Annotated in this window: 18 protein-coding genes; 5 read left to right on the top strand and 13 right to left on the bottom strand. The window is 63.2% G+C overall.

The window, feature by feature from the left end:
• Positions 1-11 precede the first annotated feature (11 nt).
• From BMY67_RS09390 to BMY67_RS09370, 5 genes are all read right to left on the bottom strand, one after another.
• Positions 12-959 (bottom strand): M90 family metallopeptidase, encoded by a 948-nt coding sequence (locus BMY67_RS09390; protein WP_092770773.1) that lies wholly within the window; start codon positions 957-959, stop codon positions 12-14.
• A 58-nt stretch (positions 960-1,017) separates the two neighbouring features.
• The gene (locus tag BMY67_RS09385; protein WP_092770771.1) at positions 1,018-1,347 is read right to left on the bottom strand and encodes a low molecular weight protein tyrosine phosphatase family protein; all 330 of its coding nucleotides are present in this window, start codon (positions 1,345-1,347) and stop codon (positions 1,018-1,020) included.
• A gap of 35 nt (positions 1,348-1,382) precedes the next feature.
• Positions 1,383-2,681 (bottom strand): sugar MFS transporter, encoded by a 1,299-nt coding sequence (locus BMY67_RS09380; RefSeq protein WP_092770769.1) that lies wholly within the window; start codon positions 2,679-2,681, stop codon positions 1,383-1,385.
• Positions 2,682-2,937: 256 nt separating this feature from the next.
• Positions 2,938-4,377 (bottom strand): DEAD/DEAH box helicase, encoded by a 1,440-nt coding sequence (locus tag BMY67_RS09375; RefSeq protein WP_177189766.1) that lies wholly within the window; start codon positions 4,375-4,377, stop codon positions 2,938-2,940.
• 131 nt (positions 4,378-4,508) lie between these two features.
• Complete coding sequence (locus BMY67_RS09370; protein WP_177189765.1) at positions 4,509-5,462, bottom strand: YihY/virulence factor BrkB family protein; 954 nt, start codon at positions 5,460-5,462, stop codon at positions 4,509-4,511.
• Positions 5,463-5,675: 213 nt separating this feature from the next.
• Between BMY67_RS09370 and BMY67_RS09365 the strand changes: the two genes are divergently transcribed.
• Together BMY67_RS09365 and BMY67_RS09360 are read left to right on the top strand one after the other, a co-directional pair.
• On the top strand, positions 5,676-7,085 hold the full coding sequence (locus BMY67_RS09365; RefSeq protein ID WP_092770763.1) for a hypothetical protein: 1,410 nt from the start codon (positions 5,676-5,678) through the stop codon (positions 7,083-7,085).
• A 51-nt stretch (positions 7,086-7,136) separates the two neighbouring features.
• A complete protein-coding gene (locus tag BMY67_RS09360; RefSeq protein WP_177189764.1) occupies positions 7,137-7,643 on the top strand; it encodes a DUF2062 domain-containing protein in 507 nt (168 codons plus the stop codon).
• Between the two features lie 117 nt (positions 7,644-7,760).
• On the opposite strand, the gene BMY67_RS09355 is transcribed toward BMY67_RS09360, so the two are convergent.
• The 3 genes from BMY67_RS09355 to BMY67_RS09345 form a co-directional block, all read right to left on the bottom strand.
• Entirely contained in the window at positions 7,761-8,762 is a 1,002-nt protein-coding gene (locus BMY67_RS09355) for an enhanced serine sensitivity protein SseB (RefSeq protein WP_092770759.1), read from the bottom strand.
• A 103-nt stretch (positions 8,763-8,865) separates the two neighbouring features.
• Positions 8,866-9,147: a LytR/AlgR family response regulator transcription factor gene (locus BMY67_RS09350; protein ID WP_177189763.1), complete on the bottom strand. Its 282-nt coding sequence runs from the start codon at positions 9,145-9,147 to the stop codon at positions 8,866-8,868.
• A complete protein-coding gene (locus BMY67_RS09345; RefSeq protein ID WP_218144609.1) occupies positions 9,099-9,761 on the bottom strand; it encodes a histidine kinase in 663 nt (220 codons plus the stop codon). Before BMY67_RS09345 ends, BMY67_RS09350 begins: the two co-directional genes overlap by 49 nt.
• A gap of 322 nt (positions 9,762-10,083) precedes the next feature.
• Between BMY67_RS09345 and BMY67_RS09340 the strand changes: the two genes are divergently transcribed.
• On the top strand, positions 10,084-11,487 hold the full coding sequence (locus BMY67_RS09340; RefSeq protein ID WP_177189762.1) for an alpha/beta hydrolase family protein: 1,404 nt from the start codon (positions 10,084-10,086) through the stop codon (positions 11,485-11,487).
• A 124-nt stretch (positions 11,488-11,611) separates the two neighbouring features.
• Here BMY67_RS09340 and BMY67_RS09335 read toward each other — a convergent pair whose 3' ends face one another.
• From BMY67_RS09335 to BMY67_RS09320, 4 genes are read right to left on the bottom strand one after another with little or no spacing between them, the layout of a single operon-like run.
• Entirely contained in the window at positions 11,612-12,040 is a 429-nt protein-coding gene (locus BMY67_RS09335; RefSeq protein WP_092770755.1) for a c-type cytochrome, read from the bottom strand.
• Complete coding sequence (locus tag BMY67_RS09330) at positions 12,037-12,723, bottom strand: SCO family protein (RefSeq protein WP_092770753.1); 687 nt, start codon at positions 12,721-12,723, stop codon at positions 12,037-12,039. Before BMY67_RS09330 ends, BMY67_RS09335 begins: the two co-directional genes overlap by 4 nt.
• A gap of 12 nt (positions 12,724-12,735) precedes the next feature.
• Positions 12,736-13,167 carry a hypothetical protein gene (locus BMY67_RS09325; protein WP_092770751.1) on the bottom strand — a complete coding sequence of 144 codons (432 nt, stop codon included), beginning with the start codon at positions 13,165-13,167 and terminating at the stop codon, positions 12,736-12,738.
• A 59-nt stretch (positions 13,168-13,226) separates the two neighbouring features.
• Complete coding sequence (locus BMY67_RS09320) at positions 13,227-13,712, bottom strand: DUF4112 domain-containing protein (protein ID WP_092770749.1); 486 nt, start codon at positions 13,710-13,712, stop codon at positions 13,227-13,229.
• Positions 13,713-13,846: 134 nt separating this feature from the next.
• Between BMY67_RS09320 and BMY67_RS09315 the strand changes: the two genes are divergently transcribed.
• Entirely contained in the window at positions 13,847-14,836 is a 990-nt protein-coding gene (locus tag BMY67_RS09315) for an aldo/keto reductase (RefSeq protein WP_092770747.1), read from the top strand.
• A 173-nt stretch (positions 14,837-15,009) separates the two neighbouring features.
• Here BMY67_RS09315 and BMY67_RS09310 read toward each other — a convergent pair whose 3' ends face one another.
• Positions 15,010-16,464 (bottom strand): diadenylate cyclase, encoded by a 1,455-nt coding sequence (locus BMY67_RS09310; protein WP_092770745.1) that lies wholly within the window; start codon positions 16,462-16,464, stop codon positions 15,010-15,012.
• Between the two features lie 201 nt (positions 16,465-16,665).
• Here BMY67_RS09310 and BMY67_RS09305 point away from each other — a divergent pair, with 201 nt between their 5' ends.
• On the top strand, positions 16,666-16,917 hold the full coding sequence (locus tag BMY67_RS09305) for a hypothetical protein (protein ID WP_092770743.1): 252 nt from the start codon (positions 16,666-16,668) through the stop codon (positions 16,915-16,917).
• Positions 16,918-16,967 lie beyond the last annotated feature (50 nt).

The following is a 16,967-nucleotide window of genomic DNA, read 5'->3' as shown; positions in this document are numbered from 1 at the left end:
GCCGGAAGGCTTTAAACTGCCGCTGCTGCCTCCTGGCCTAAATGGCAATCCTTATACTTTTTACCGCTGCCGCAGGGGCAGGGCGAGTTGCGGCCGAATTTGCGGCGGCTGCGGATGGTTTTCAGCCACTCGCGCGGATCGGTGGCCAGGCGCAGGAAGCGGCTTTTGGGGTTCTGGCGGAAAGCCAGCAGCAGCAGGCCGTACAGCTCGGGGTGATGCTCCTGCAGCTTCTCGGGCTTCTCGAAGAAATACTCGGTCACGACGGCAAAAAACTCGGCCTCGTTGGTGCCCGCGTAATCGTTGATTTCGGAGTTGCCGGCCCGGATTACGTCAATTTCGCGCTTCATCACGGCCTCCCACTCGGGGCGCAGGGCGGCGGGCAGCGTCAGGCCGGGCACGCCGTCAATCACGCCATCGGCCTCATCGAGCAGGTGGGCAAACTCGTGGATGCCCACGTTCTGGCGGTCGAGCGAATCCTGGAAGCCGCGCTCCAGCGAGCTTTTCGACAGGCGCATGTAGTGCGAGGTCTGGAAACCCTGCACGCTGCCGAGCAGAGTGCCTTCGAGGCCCACGTACTCCTTGTTGGGGTCGCGCTGCAGGGTCCAGGCGTCGGGCACCACCAGCACCTCGCTCAGGTTGCCGTACTCCCAGTCGGGGAAACCGAACACCGGGATAATGGCCGAGGCCGCCACCAGCAGCCGGGTGGCATCGTCGAGCTCGGTTTGTACGCCCGTTACGCGGGTTTGGGCCAGAAACAGCTGCACGCGCTTCTCGAAGCGGGTTTTGTCGATGTCGGTGAGCGACAGGTAAAAGGCCACCCGCTCGCTGAGTACCTGCCGCCAGGCCGCCGGGAACTCCTCGGCCAGGGCCGCCGCTTTCAGGCGGGCATCCCGGGTGAGGTAGCGGTAAAAAAAGAAGCCCACCAGGGCCACCAGCGCAAGAAAGAAGACGTAATTCATGCGCTGCTAAACGGCCGGCCGGCCGCCAGGGTTGGCAACCAGCCGGCTGGCTGTTTCATCAGATCTCCACGGCCAGGTGCTGCTGCAGGCGCTGGCGCAGCAAATCCACCAGCGCGGGGTCCTGAAACTGGTACTTGTCGGGAATGCGCAGGTTGATGATGCGCTTGCCCGGCAGCGCCTCGCCGAACTTCTGGCGCAGCATGTCGGCGTGGCGGCGCTCCATCACCAGCACTACCTCGGCCCAGCCCAGGTGGCCGGCCGTAACGCGCACCCGCGCCCCCGGCTCGGTACCGGCCGAGCGGGCCTGGAGTGTGGCGTGGTCATCCAGGAGCCGCTCGGCCGTGAGGCTGCGCCAGCAGTTCTGGCTGCAAATGAACAGGAGCTTCAAGTAGGGCGGTTGGTTGGTTTAGTCAGAGGGAAACTTTAAGCCGCGGCGGGCTGGTGGCCTTTCAGCCCGTACCAGGCAATGTAGGCGTAGCAGAGCACCGGCAGCACGAAGGCCCAGCGCAAAGAGTGTACCCCACCACTACCAATAGCGCCATCGGCAACTATACCAAAAAACAGCGGAATAATTGCACCGCCCACAATAGAGGCAGAAAGTAGGCCCGAGGCGTCTTCCGTATGCCTGCCCAACCCCGCTACGGCCAACGTGAAAATGACCGGGAACATGATAGAATTCATCAGACCCACTGCCAGTAGGCTATACATAGCCAGTTCGCCGGAAGTATTGATAGAAATCAATATCAAGGCAATAGCCCCCAAAGCATTGAAAAACAAAAGTTTGTTTGGTTTGATATTGCGCATGATTACCGTTCCGACAAATCGCCCGACTGCAGCGCCCCCCCAATAAGCCATCACCCAATAACCGGCAATTTCAGCGCTGAGGTTCATGACTTCAGATTGATTCAGATAACTGACGATATGAGAGCCAATTGCCACTTCTGCACCGACATATGTGAAAATTCCTAGCAACCCCAGCAAGAGGTGTCTGCTATGCCAAGCTCGGCTTGTATCACCTTCTTTAGCTGGTTCGTGTGCAATATGCGGTAGCTTAATAAAGAACAGGATGGCACTAATTAGTAGCATAATAGCTCCGACAGCCAAATACAACTGCTGAACTGGCACTACATCAAGAGCAGCGGCTTGAGCCGCTGTCATATGTTTAGGGTCTGGAAGTTGAGATAATATTAGCTTGGTGCCAACATATGGACCAAATGCAGTTGCCAAGGAATTAAAAGCTTGTGTTAAGGTTAAGCGCGCTGACGCTGACTCAGGCGGACCAAGTATGGATACGTAGGGGTTACCAGCAACTTGTAGGGTTACAATTCCGCTAGCTAGAACGAATAAAGCTCCTAGAAATAGAGGGAAAGTACGACCTTCAGCGGCTGGGTAAAACAAGAATGCGCCGAGAGCAGCTACCAAAAAACCAGCTAGCATCCCGTTTTTGTAACCCACTTTTTTCACTAGTGATCCAGCGGGTATACCCATTATTAAGTAGGCTCCGAAAAAGCAGAAATTCACTAAGCTGACCTCTGTATAGCTTAATGTGAATAGCCCCTTCAGATAGGGAATAAGTATGTCATTCATCACCGTAACGAACCCCATCATGAAGAACAGCACCGTCAGCGAAGCCAGAGCCGGGGTGTAGTTGGGTGTTTCGGTGCCGGGTGCGTTTGGGGAGGCTGCGGCGGGCAGCGGGATAGTTGTAACAGGAGCGGCCATATGCGGCGAGGCTGGGAAATGGTGGGCAGTTAAGCAGCAGAACCGCACGCACGGCTCCGCCTGCCAAAGTAGCAGATTCCGGCCGGATACCGGCTACATGTACCTATGCCGTACTTGTTTGCATCAGTATTGGCAAAAGCAGCATCATTGCGCCGCCCGGCAACCAGCAGGCAAACCTGAAAACGACTTCGCCCTCGCCGGCAGCCGGGGTGGCTGCCGGCGAGGGCGAAGCGCGGCGGAAAGTGCGGTAGGGGCGCTAAGCCACCACCGACACGCGTACTTTGCGGCCTTTCACTTTGGTGCCGGCCAGCCGCTCGGCTACCAGCTGGGCCTGCTCGCGGGGCACGGCCACGTAGCTGTAGTAGTCGAACACCTCGATGTGGCCCACTTGGTCGCGGGCCACGCCGCCTACGTTCACGAAGGCACCTACCAGGTCGTGGGCGCTTACTTTATCCTTTTTGCCGGCCGATACGTGCAGCGTTACGTTCTCGGGGCGCGGGGCTTTGGGGGCGGCGGGCGGCAGCTTGGGCGCGTGCAGGGGCTTCCATTGGATGCCCTCAGCCACGGGCCACTTGCTCACATGGGCGCGCTCCTTTTCGGTGGCCAGCAGGTGGGCCGTACCGGCGGCGCCGGCGCGGGCCGTGCGGCCGGCCCGGTGCTGGAAGCCGTCGGCCTTATCGGGCGCGTCGTACTGCACCACGGTGTCAAGCTGCGTCACGTCGATGCCGCGGGCCGCTACGTCGGTGGCTACCAGCACCTGGCTGGAGCCGTTGCGGAGCTTGAGCAGGGCTTTGTCGCGCTCGGGCTGGGGCATTTTGCCGTGCAGCACTTCGGCCGCCACGCCCCGGCCCACCAGGAAGCGCGTCAGCTCCATGCACCGATCGCGGGTGTTGCAGAAGATGAGGGCGCGGCCGGTTTCGGGCAGATTGAGCAGGTGCAGCAGCGCGGCCGGCTTCTGCTCAATGGGACCGAAGTGGCCGAGCAGGGTCAGGTTTTCGGGCAGCTCGTCGGTGTCCTGGCCGGCATTCACCACGCGCGGCCGGGTCAGGTTCTTGCGGATCAGGTCCACCACCTTGTCCGACATCGTAGCCGAGAACAGCAGGGTCTGGCGGCGGCGGGGCAGGCGCTTCACAATCTCCACCAGCTCATCCTGGAAGCCCAGCTCCAGCAGCTTGTCGGCCTCGTCGAGAATCAGGGTTTTGAGTTGGTTGGGGATGATGGAGCGCCGCTCGAAGTGGTCGAGCAGGCGGCCGGGCGTGGCCACCACGATGTGCGGGGCCTGGGTGAGCGAGGCGGTTTCCTCGCGGAACGCGTGGCCGCCGTAGAAGGCGGCCACCCGCAGGTTGGGCAGGTACTTGCCCAGTTTTTTGAGCGCGTCGCGCACCTGCAAGGCCAGCTCGCGGGCCGGCACCAGCACAATTACCTGCACGGCGTCCTGCTTCAGATCGAGCAGCTGCAGCACCGACAGGCCGTAGGCAGCGGTTTTGCCCGAACCGGTGGGGGCCTGCCCGGCCACGTCCTGTCCGGCCAGGGCCATGGGCACCACCTGCTCCTGCACGGGCGTCGGCACCGTAAATTGCAGTTCCTCCAGCGCTTGCAGCAGTTCGGGCGCCAGGCCCAGGTCGGAGAAGGCCGCGGGAGCAGCGGCGGGCGAGGTGGCGGGGGTAATCGGTTCGGTTGGTTCAGTCGGGGTCATGGTACAAAGGTACGGCTTAGTTGAAGGGGAGCGATAAAAAAGAGAAACGTCCTTCTGAGCATGCGGCGCATAGAACCACATGCTCAGAAGGACGTACCGTTTCTCACTTCTCACTTCTCACTTCTCACTTCTCACTTCTCACTTCTCACTTCCTGCTCCAGCACATCGACCAGCTTGTAGCGTACGGCCGATTTTTTGGGGCGGATATCGAGGCCGGCGTGCCGGGCGTAGACTTTGGTGAAGCAGGCACCGAAGTAGAAAATCATGGCCGAGTAGAAGACGAACAGCAGCACCAGCACAATGCTGGAGGCCGGGCCGTAGATGGGGCCCAGGTTGCGCGGCACCAGCAGCAGCGCCAGCACGCTTTCGCCCAGGCTGATGAGGCTGCCCGTGAGCAGGGCCCCGCGCCAGACGGCCTTGCGCGGTATTTTGGCCGAGCTCAGGTTGCGAAACGTCACGCCGCACCAGCCCACCAGAATCAGCCAGGAAAAAAGCCGGTTGCCCAGCTCCAGCACGAAATAGCTGAAGTTGGCGTCGAGGTAATCGGCGTAGTGGGCCACAAAACCCAGGGCCGCATCCGACAGAAACGCCAGAATCGAGAGCAAACCCGTGGCCAGCAGCAAGCCCAGCGAACGGGTCCGCTCCTTGAGCACGGTGCGCAGCTGGCCGGTGCTGCGGCGTACGCGCACCTGCCATATCTGGTTGAGCGAGTGCTGAATGACGCCGAACAGGGTGGTGGCAATGAACAGCAGAAACGCAAAGCCCAGCCACGTTACCAGCCGGCTGCGCTCCACATCGGTCACGTTGCGCAGAATCTGCTCGACCAACCCGGCGGCCGAGGCGCCCAGCAGGTGCGAGAGTTTGGTGAGCAGCAGTACCCGCACCTGCGAGGCCGAGTACAGGTAGCCCAGTCCCTGAATGAGGATGATAACAATAGGCGGCAGCGCAAACGTGGCGAAGAACGCCGTGGCTGCCCCCAGCCGCAGCGGGTCGTGGTGGCTGAATTCGCGGGCCGCCTGGCGCAGCAGCAGCAAAAATGTAGCGAATGGGCGGCGCGTTAAGCCGGGCGCGTGTACTTTTGTCATGGAAGGCGCCAACATAAGGCAAATTCAGCCTTTGCCGGCACGGCGAAGGTACTACCCGCCGCTGATAGGAGTACGCCTCATTCCGGCTGCCGCGCTGCCAAATCCCGGGGCCTTGGCGGGCGTCTGTCGGCTTTGGCGGCGCGGGCCATTTCGCATCCATCCAGTTAGGGGACGTGGCTTTTGGGGGCCACTTTCATTAGTGTTTTACTACGTATGCGCAAGTTATGGCAGGCGGCCAGCCAACGGCCCACCTGGGTAGGTTTTGCAATAGCCCTGCTGCTTTTCGGTCTTCACCTGGCCACGTCGAAGTACTTCAGCCTCTACTACGATTCGACCTCGTACTGGGGGTATGCCCGCGACCTGGAGCAGAAGGGCCACTTCTCGCTTTACCACCTGAACACGGCTTTGCGCGGCTACCTGTACCCGCTGCTCAACTACCCGCTCACGGTGCTGCACCGGGAGCTGCTGCCCGATAGCCAGATGGCCCTGGTAAAAGCCGAAGGAGCCCTGGTCGCGGCCCTGCTATTCGGGCTGGTAGGCCCGCAGTTCTGGCAAACCGTGACCGGGCAGCAAGTAGGGCTCGGGCGGCGACTGGCCTTTATCGGGCTGGGGTTTTTGTTCTGGCGCGACTATTTCAACTTCCTGCTCGCCGATTTCCCGGGCATCCTGTTTCTGCTGGCCGGCAGCACCCTCGTGCTGCGGGGCCAGTCGGTGGGGCGGGTCTTTGTGGGGGCAATGCTGCTGGTGGGCAGCCTCTACATCCGCCCCATTTACCTGCTGGCGCTGCCCTGCGTGCTGCTCTGGTACGGGCTACGCCCCGGGAGGGGGGCTGCCCGCCCCGGCCTGCGGCAGTGGGCTGCCATTGTCGCCGGAGCCGTGGTGGTGGCCACGCCCCAACTCCTGATCAACCAGCACAACTTCCAATCCAACAACCCGCTGGTGCTAAACCAGGAGCCGGGCAGCAACTATACCGTAGCCGGCGAGGACAACCTCTATCTCTGGCACATGAATGTCGGACTGCGTATTCAGAAGTACGAAACCAACGTGGGCCAGGAGTATGCCAACGCCGCAGTCGTGTACGCCGATCCGACCGCCCCGATTGTGCTGGCCGGCCGGCCGAACCCCGAAATCGGGAGCCTAGCCGAGTATGCGGCCCTGGTTGGGCAGCATCCTTCGGAAATGACGGGCCTACTTTGCCGCCACCTATTCAATGGTCTCGACGTGCTGTACGCCGGCCCCTACCTGATGCACGTGTATTCGCCGGCTATAGGGCTGGCGCTGCTCAACTACGCGGTGCTTTTTCTGGCCCTGGTGGTGGCCGTGCGCCAGGCCCCGCGCCTGGCCCCAACCGACTGGCTGCTGGTGGCTGCGCTGGTTCTGCCCACGCTGGCATCGGTGCCGCTGGTAGTGGAATGCCGGTTTTTCATCTCGCTGCACCTGCTGGTGTATGGCTTGGTGTGCTTTGGCCTGCCCCATCCGGCGCGGTGGCGGCAGCGGGTGGCCCCGGCGTGGCGGCTGCCGTTGCTAGTGGGCTTTACGGGCTTCATATTGGTTTGCGTAACCCTTTCGGCCAATACCCGCGCCAACCTGCAGCTGCCCGTGATGCCGGCAGCGGCCCCTTAACACCTCCGCTACGCCTGGGGCTCGTTGTTGTACTTGCTAAAGCTGCTTTCTGTGCCTGATTCTCCGTTACCTACGCCGCCGCCCCGTAGCTGGTGGCAGCGCCGCGTTACCGACCCGCTGCTGGGGCTGCTGCGCCAGGGCCTCACGCCGCACCAGCTGGCCCTCACGGTGGTGCTGGGCTCGGCCTGCGGCGTTATTCCGGTGCTGGGCCTGACGACGCTTACCGCTTCCTTTGCCGCGCTGCGCCTGCGCCTGAATGTGGCGGCCACGCTGCTGGTTGCCCACCTTTGGAGCCCGGTGCAGCTGCTGCTCATTATTCCGCTGCTGCGGCAGGGCGCGCTGCTCTGGGGCGACCAGGCCCCGGAGCTCACCCTCGATAAGCTGCGCTACCTGCTGGCCAACGACTGGCTGGCGGCGCTGCACTTGCTCTGGCAGGCCATGCTGGGCGCGCTGCTGCTCTGGGCCGGCGCGCTTCTGGTGTTGGGGCCAGTCGTGTACTTCATGCTGCGCCCACTGCTGGCCCGCGTGATGCCCAGAGAAACGCAACCGGCAGAGTAGGAATAAGCAAAGCGGAAAGATTAGGGCGCCGCCATAAACAAAGGAACGCCACTCCTCCCGGAATGACGTTCCTTTCTAAGCTCTAAGCTCTAAGCTCTAAGCTCTAAGCTCTAAGTTTTAAGCCCGGGCGTACACCGGCTCCGTGGTGAGCAGGTACTGTACCAGGGGCTCTTCGGAAGTGGGGTCAATCAGCATGAGGTCCACAAACTGGGCCTCGGCGATGTTGCCCTGGATGACGGGGCCCAGGTCCTGCAGGAAGGCCGGGTCGGTTTCCTCGGTGTCGAAGGCAACGAGCAGGCGCGACTGTTCGGGTACATTCTGCATGCGCATTTCGGCCAGATACACGGCGCGGATGGCCGGCTGAGTGGCGCTGTATTCGCGCAGGCCATCGAGCAGGGCCGTAGGCTCGGGCTCGGGCTGGTGCAGCGTTACCTGTACGTCCTGGGGCGCGGCGGCATCGAAAAGCTGACCGGATACCAGGGCCTTGATTTCGTCGGCTGGCAGCAGCTTGCCCACCGCCGAGAAGGGGTTGAGGGCGCAGTCCGCATCCTGCACCATCGTGAAGAAGTCGTGGCCACGCAGGCGCATGTAGGTAACAGTGCCCTCCGGTACGGCACCATTGTCGAAAATACGCTCCACGGCCGAGAAGATGGCAATTTTGCCATCGTGCAGGGCCTGCAGCTGAATCTCCATGCCTTCGGTAGGCGTAATTTCGCCGGGCTCCTGCCCTTCTTTGGCAGCCAGAACTACGGCCACCTCCTCGCCCAGCAGCGCCTGGTAGAAGGGTGAGCGGAACTGCGGGTCGTAGGAGGCCTGCATCAGCAGCTGCTCCAGAATGTTGGTGGGCTCGAAAGCCGGTTGCTCGGGCATGTTGCCCTGGGGTTGGTCACCCATCATGCCGGGCATGGCAATGGGCGGCGCCGGCGGAATCATGGGCATGGGGGCGGGGGCCTCCGGGGCAGGCATCTGGTAGTTGGAGCCCTTATAGCGGGGGCCGGCCGGCTCGGCCGGAGCGGCAGGCCCAGCCGGGGCAGAACCGGCTTCGGCAGCCTTATTGGGGGTTGCAGGGGCCGAAGCGTTGTCTTCGGGCTTCTTCTTTAAAAAGTCAAACAGGGCCATATTCAAGCAAAGAAATGAAGGTGCAAGCTAAGCAGGTTTGGGCGAAGATGCACGGCCAAAATAGGCTGCCGGCCAAACGGCTGCTGTAAAATAACCGCCCGGCTCAGCCCGCAGTTCCCGGCCAGTGGCGCAGGAAGTCCTGGCGGAAGGCGGCGCCCAGCGGCAGCACCTGGCCGCCGCGCACCGTCAGCTGGTTGCCTTCCATACGCTCGACCTGCTGCAACGGCACCACGTAGGATTTGTGCACCCGCAGAAAAGCCGGGGCCGGCAACTCGTTGGCCAGCAGGCGACGCAACGTGTCGGTTACCACAAGGCGGCCGGTGGCGGTGTGCACTTTCACGTAGTTACCGTACGCTTCGAGCCACAGAATATCGGTGAGTGGCACGCGGTGGGTGGTGGCGCCGTCGCGCAGCAGCAGCGCGGCCGGGGCGGGCGCCGGTACTGCGGCGGCAGCTGGTAGCGCATCAGGCCGGCCAGGGCCAGCAGCATATCGGGGGTTTGCGGGCTTTGGGTGAGACTGAGGGCGTAGAGGCTGTTGAGGGTGTTGAACAGGAAATGCGGATTCACCTGGGCTTCCAGCAGCCGCAGCTGCTGCTCGCGCTCCAGCAGCTGCCGCCGCAACAGCTGCCGCCGCTGGGTTACGGTGCGCCACAGCAGCAGCAGGCCCAGGGCTACCAGCATCGTAAACAGGCTGTTGCTGCCCGGCTGCATGATGCTGCGGGCATACACCGTTGGCCAGATAAACTGCCCAACCGCGTGCAACAGCAGCATCCACAGCAGCAGCGCCAGCGCGTACCAGCCGTAGCGGCCCCGGTCGAACAGCCAGGGTACCAGCCCCAGGTTGTTGCCATACACGGAAACCATGGTCAGCACTATAAACGGCATGATGCCCTGGTAGGCTCGGAGTTGAAATGCCGGCGGCACCTTCGAGGCTGCCAGCCACATCAGCAGCCCCAACGCACCCCATACCAGCGCATCGCGCAGCAGCAGCCTCAGCACGTGCGGCAGATGCAGGGTAAAACGGGTGGAGGATGCGGGCTGTTCCAACTCGGTTAGCTAAGCAGAAAGCGCAGGGTGCGCAACCAGAACGAAGGTACGGACCGGCCCAGCGGGCTGCAACGCCGCAGGATGAACGCCGTTCGTCCGCCCGGCGTGGCTGCTCATCATGCCCCGGCCCGGTTTGTCCGAAAAGTAGCGGCAGGCTGATGGCCGGCTGCACCTTTGTCGCAGTTTCAGGGCCCCGCTGGCTGGTGCCAGTTACAGCTGGCGCGGCCTGCGCCGGATGGCCGGCTCCTTATCTTTCCATCAAACCCCGTTCCTTATGAAAACGCCTTCCCTGATCCTTTTGGCCGCCGGCCTGCTCGCCGCCACTACTGCCCAGGCCCAAACTACGCCCAGCCCCACCGGCATCTGGGAGGGCAGCCTCGATGTGTCGGGCCGCGCCTTGCGCACGGTGTTCGAGCTGAAAGGCCAGGGTGCCACCCTCAGCGGCACCATCAGCGTGCCCCAGCAGGGCCTGGCGGGGTTCGCGCTCAGCAGCGTTGTCGTGCGCCACGACAGCCTGTTGCTGGCATCTGATAAGATAGGAGGGAAGTTTGCAGGCCGGTTCTCTGCCGATGGGCAGCGGGTGACGGGCGTCTGGAGCCAGGGCGGCGGGCAGCTGCCCCTGACGCTGGCCCGCAGCAGCGCCGAAGCGCAGGCTGCCGCTGCTCCTCGCCGGCCCCAGGAGCCCAAAGGCCCGCTGCCCTACCGCGCCCTCGACCTCACGTTCCCGAACGCCAAAGGTGGTTTTAACTTGGCTGGTACGCTCACGCTGCCCCAGGGCAAAGGCCCGTTTCCGGCCGTGGTGCTGGTATCGGGTTCGGGCCCCGAAGACCGCGACGAGACTGTGTTCGGCCACAAGCCCTTCTTGGTGCTGGCCGACTACCTCACGCGCCGGGGCTTTGCCGTGCTGCGCTACGACGACCGGGGCACGGCCAAATCGGGAGGCACGTTCAAGGATGCGCTTACTGCTGATTTCACCACCGATGCCCAGGCCGCGCTGGTCTACCTTCGCACGCGGGCCGATATCAGGCCCCGCCAGGTGGGCCTGATCGGGCACAGCGAAGGCGGCCTGATTGCCTGGCAGGCGGCAGCCCAGCCCCAGGGCCCCGATTTCGTGGTGAGCCTGGCCGGCCCGGGCGTACCCGGAGACGCCATTCTGCTGCGCCAGCAGGCTGATATGGCCCGCGCTGCCGGTGCTGATACGGCGGCCATCGGAGCCAACCGCCGCCTGCACACCGCGCTGTTTGCCGCGCTGCGCCGCCTGCCCGCCAGCACCTCCACCACCGAGGCTACCCGGCAACTGGCCGCCGTGATGCAGCAGCAGGTGCCCGCCATGAGTTCCGAGCAGGCGCAAAGTCAGGCAGCCCGCCTCACTGCCCCCTGGCTGCGCGGCTTCCTGCTCACCGACCCGGCCACCTACTTGGTCAAGGTAAAATGCCCCGTGCTGGCCCTAAACGGCTCCAACGATTTGCAGGTAGCCGCCACTGAAAACCTGCCCGCCATCGAGCGGGGCCTGAAAGCCGCCCGCAACTCCAACGCCACGGTGCGCCTCCTGCCCGGCCTCAACCACCTCTTCCAAACCGACCCGGCCGGCACCAGCCATTACGCCGAAATCGAGGAAACCTTCGCGCCATCGGCCCTCCAGGTGGTCGGCGACTGGCTGGCGAAAGAAGTGAAATAGTGAGATGGTGAAATAGTGAGATGGTGAAATGGTGAGTTGATGTTTTAGGGGCCTAATTGTGTAAATGGCGCAATCAGGCCCCTAAAACATCAACTCACCATTTCACTATTTCACCATCTCACCGCTACTGCCCGTCCGAGCCGTTGCAGTGGCCGAGCAGCTCCGAGGTTTCGCGGATGGTGTAGGACTGGTTGGTGTTGCCCCAGTTGGTTTGCAGGAAGTTGAGCAGGTTGGTAATTTGCGAGTCGGTCAGGTCTTCGTGGCCGGGCATTATCTGGTTGTAGTGAATGCCGTTGACCACGATGTCGCCCTGCATGCCCTTGCGGACGAGACAGGGCAGCTCGGCGCGGTGCTGGGCAATGTAGTCGGCGGCGGCTACGGGCGGGATGAGGCGCTCCAGGCCCTGGCCCTGGTCGCCGTGGCAGCTGCTGCAATGGGCGGCATAGAGCTGGGCGCCCTCGTTCTGGCGTTCGGTAAAGCAGCTTTCCAGCGAGAAGGCCAGCGTGAGCAGCAGGCTGCCGGCCCCCAGCAGCCGTAACGGGCGGCTCCTCATTTGGCAGCTACGGGTTGCGCCTCGGCCGCCTCTTCCTTCAGCAGCACCGGAATGTCCTTGATCAGCTGGTCGACCTGCTCGGGCACCATGCCGTCGTACACGCCGCGCACCCGCCGCCGCGAATCGACGAGGGCGAAGGTGCCGCTGTGGGCAAAGCCGCCCGGCACGGTGGCGTCTACCTCAGCGCCGGTCATGTAAGCCTTGGCCAGCGCGAAAACCGAGTCGCGGGGGGCCGTGGCGAAGTGCCAGCGCGAGGCGTCCTTGATGCCCAGCCGCTCGGCGTAGTCGCGCAGCACCGGAATCGAGTCGTGGGCCGGGTCGATGGTGTGACTCAGGAACAGCACGTTGGGGTTGGCCTCGAATGCCTTGTACACCCGCAGCAGCTCGCTCTGCATTTTAGGGCAAATGCTGGGGCAGGTGGCGAAGAAGAAATCGGTGACGTAGATTTTGCCGGCGAACGTCTGGTTGGTAATCACCTGCCGGTCCTGGTCGGTGAGGCGGAAGGCCGGAATGGGGTCGGGCAGCGTGTCGGCGGGCGAGGTGGGCTCCGAGTGCTTGATGCCGTAAACCGACAGGCGGTCGGCCGGCGTATCGGTAGGAGCGGAGCAGCCGCCGAGCGAGCAGCTCAGGGCGGCCCCGGCAGCGGCCAGCAGCAGGCTGGCGCGGCGAAGTGAAGTAGTCATCACAGAAACAGCTTATTGAGTAACAGAAGTCGAGGGAGCAGCGGCCGCCGGCGCGGCGTCCAGCACCTGGCGCGCCGCCAGCTGGCTACTCTCAAACAAACGGCCCACCGAATCGATGCGTTCCTGCTGGCGGGCGTAGTAGGCCAGCCGGCGGGCGGCGGCTACGGTATCGGCCGGGCGGCGGTAGCGGTGCATCCAGTCCATCATGCCGTCTTCGGCGCCCACCAGGGCCCGGCGGGCCTGGCCGACGGCCACGGTATCGGCGGGGGCGGGGGCTTTGGCCAGCTGCTGGCGCAGCTCGTAGAGCTGGTCCATGCGGGCCATCAGCGAATCGTGGCGGGCGAGTACGGTTTTTTCGGCGGCGGCCAACTGCTGTTCGGCGCTGGGCTGGCCCTGGCAGGCCGCCATCAGGCAGAGCAGGCCGGCAAAACAAAGCATTTTCATGCCCGCAAAGGTAGGCACGGAAGATGAGGACGCAGTGAAACGGCGCCCCAGGCACTCTTTTACCACTGCACCCGCTCGCCCCAGTGCCACAGGGCGGCGCCCAGCGTCCAGGCAGCCCACACCAGCAGGCCACCCAGGGCCAGCAAACCAATAACAATCATCCAGATAAGGCCCTTACCCGAGCCCTGATACTTGCCCTCGGCGTAGTGGGCACGCAGCAGCGCCACGTTGCGGTTGTTGGCTTTATAGGCGAAATCAAATATGTTGCCCAGAACCGGAATGGCGCCAATCAGCGTGTCGAGCACCACGTTGAACACCATGCGCACCACCAGGTTGCCGCTGGCTCCGTGGCGCAGCATGGTCAGAATCAGCAGGCCCGAAATGGCCAGCGAGGGCAGCCCGCCCACCACCGGAATCAGACCCATAAGCGGGTCGAGGCCGAAGCGCCAGTTGGTACCGGGCACCCGGAACTGGCTGTCGAGCAGGCGCGAAACGCGCTCTACCCAGCGCAGGCGGTCATCTTGGTCGAAAGCAGGGGTTGGCATGAGTAGGGGGAGATAAACGAGCGGGGTTCCGCAGAAGAACGCAACCCAAACGCGTAAGTTGGCCGCAGGCGCTAAACTTCCGGCTGCTGCGCCCGTTCACACTACTCCACTACTCCACTACTCACTACTCCTCTATGAAAACCCGCCAGCTCGGCCGCTCCGGCCTCACCGTTTCCGCCCTGGGCCTTGGCTGCATGGGCATGTCTGATTTCTATGGCCAGCGCGACGACCAGGAAAGCATCCGCACCCTGCACCGGGCCCTGGAAATGGGGGTTACCTTCTTCGATACGGCCGATATGTACGGCCCCTTCCTCAACGAGGAGCTGCTGGGCCGGGCCCTGCGGGGCCGCCGCGCGGAGGCCATTATTGCCACCAAGTTCGGCATCCAGCGCGACCCCGATAATCCCGAAAAACGTGGCATTAACGGCCGCCCCGAGTACGTGCGCTCGGCCTGCGAAGCCAGCCTCCGGCGCCTCGGCACCGACCATATTGACCTGTATTACCAGCACCGCGTCGACCCCAATACGCCTATCGAGGATACCGTGGGCGCCATGAGCCGGCTGGTAGAGGAAGGCAAAGTGCGCTTTCTGGGTTTGTCGGAAGCAGCGCCGGATACCTTGCGCCGCGCCAGCCAGGTGCACGCCATCACGGCCCTGCAAACCGAGTACTCGCTCTGGAGCCGGGAGCCCGAAGACGAAATTCTGCCCACCTGCCGCGAGCTGGGCATTGGCTTTGTGCCCTACTCGCCCCTGGGCCGTGGCTTCCTCACGGGCCAGATCAAGCGGTTCGAAGATCTGGCCGCCGACGACTACCGCCGCCACACGCCCCGCTTCCAGGGCGAAAACTTCCAGAAAAACCTCGATCTGGTAGCCCGCATCAACGAAATAGCCACCGAAAAGAACTGCACGCCCGGCCAGCTGGCCCTTGCCTGGGTGCTGGCTCAGGGCGACGACATTGTGCCCATTCCCGGCACCAAGCGGGTAAGCTACCTCGAAGAAAACGTAGCCGCCGCCGACCTCACCCTCACCGCCCAGGACCTGGCCCGCATCAACGAAATAGCCCCCCAACACGCCGCCGCGGGCTCCCGTTACCCCGAAGCCATGATGAAAAGTGTGAATGGGTAGGATGTAGAAACTGAAAAAGAGAAGCTGTTTAGACAGTCCGCGGAATCAATCAGAACGTCATGCTGAGCTTGTCGAAGCATCTCTACCGCTTTGTAGGAGTCGTTTAACCAAGCGGTAGAGATGCTTCGACAAGCTCAGCATGACGTTCTTGTTCTATTCCTCTGCTCACCGCATCAGCGCATCACCGGGGGCAGCAGGTCAATCCAGCCGTCTTCGCTCACCACCACGGCCAGCACCGGATAGCGGCTGCTTTCCACGTAGCGCAGCACCGAATTGTAGCGCGAGCCGCGGCTGGAGTCGCCCTTTTCGGTGGCCAGACCGTCGAGAATGGCCCCGATGGCGTGGCAGGTGCCGCTGGGCTCGATGAGCACAGCGCCATCAATGTTGGTGACCAGGCGCAGCACCGAGGGCGTCATCAGGCGCGGCGTTACGCGGAAACACTGGGGCGAGAGGCGCACTGCCTCCTGGGCCGCGCCTTCCGAAATTAGAAGAATAGTGCCGTGCTCCTGCTTGGCGGCGTTGAGCGTCAGCTCCCAGAGGTAGGCAATGCCGGCCGCATCGAGCACCGGAAAAATACGGCTTACGGCCCTGGTGAAGTTGTTTTCGTCGATGGTGCCCTGCGGCAGGCGCGGCGTGTTCGACACCACTTTCATCATGCGCTGGCCGTCGTGGCTCAGCTCCCAGCTGTAGTGCTTGGTGAAGTGAACCGTGAATACGGGCTCGTACTGCGCATCGTCGGGCTCGACGAGGTAGCCCAGGCCGAACACGTCGGTGGCATCGGTGATGAGGGCGTGGCGGTCCTCGCTCAGCTCCAGCAGCTTACGAATGCGGCGGTAGTCGCGTAGCGGCACGGGCGCATCGAGCGTAAGTACCGGCACCACGGCCGGATGGTTACGCCTTGACACGAGCATAGTGCCCACCCCCTCGTCGCCCTCGTGGCGCAGGGCAGCTATGCCGTTGCAGGCATCGTAGAGGCCGTGGCTGCCGGCGGCGGCCCGCAGCATAAACCGGCGGCCGGCGGCGCGCAGTACCTCGTTGTAGTCGCGGTTGAGCACCAGCCGGTCGTCGTCGGCGTGGTCGGACTCGCGCAGGGCCCGTGAGGCGTCGAGCAGCAGTTCCTCAACGGTAGCCGCCAGCAGCGACGCCGGCCGGTTGGGCACCGCCGGGCCGGGCAGAGCGTAGTAGCTGTGGTAGGCCTCGGCCGAAAGCTGCAGCACAATCAGCACCTGATAGCCGCCGGTGCTCACGGGCAGCGAGCAGAAGCTGACGCGCTCTTCCTGGCGCTGGCCCACCAGCTCGTGCAGCGTGTGCTCGGTGGCGCGGCGCAGCAGCTCATACCAGCGCTGCTTTTCGAAACGGTCGTGGTCGAGCTGGTGCAGATGATAGACTACCTCCCGGGGGCCGTCGGGTTCGAGGGCCACGGCGTGCTCTTTCACGGCCGCAAAGTCGGCCGGGGTGTAGCGGTGGCTCTGGGGCTCGATAACTACGGCCTGGGGCTCGTCGGTTTCGCGGGCCGAGGCAATGCCCAGCAGAAAAACCTCTGGTTTCAGCGCCCTGTCAAGCAGGTTGAACACGCCATCGGCAAAGAGCTGGGCGGATACGCGAAACAGGCTTTGGTTTTCCCACATAGGGGCAGCGGGCAGAACGTGGAGGGCGGAAAGGGGCAGGTACGCAAAAAGCTCACCAAAAGATGGGTGTTGTGGGCTGATGCCCGTAACCTTCGCGCTATCGGCTGGTTAGCAGCAGGCCGGGCGGTACTTGTCCGGCAGCCGAGAATAGTGTATCTTCCGCATGCATTCAGTTTCTACCCACCGCTCAGCGCCAGCCCCATGTTCGTCGATTTAGTTGTTGCGGGCATGTTCGCCATGTTGCTGGTGCCGCTCATAACGGGCTACTGCGCCTACAGCTACGGCCGCTCGTTCTGGCTGTGGTTCGCGCTGGGCCTGGTGCTGCCCATTGTATCCTACTTCGTGCTCTTCGCCTTCATCCTGCGCCAGCAGCTCGACCACGGCCAGCGCCTGCTCAACGAAGCCAAAGCCCTGCTCGCCGAAGCCGAAGAGGCCGAACGGGAGGTGAAATAGGGAGGTGGCGAGTTGGCGAGCTGCTGTTTTGGGAACCCCAATGAGCATGC

The sequence above is a fragment of the Hymenobacter actinosclerus genome, from assembly GCF_900111515.1.
Lineage (GTDB): Bacteria > Bacteroidota > Bacteroidia > Cytophagales > Hymenobacteraceae > Hymenobacter > Hymenobacter actinosclerus.
This window is presented reverse-complemented; position numbering and strand designations above follow the sequence as displayed.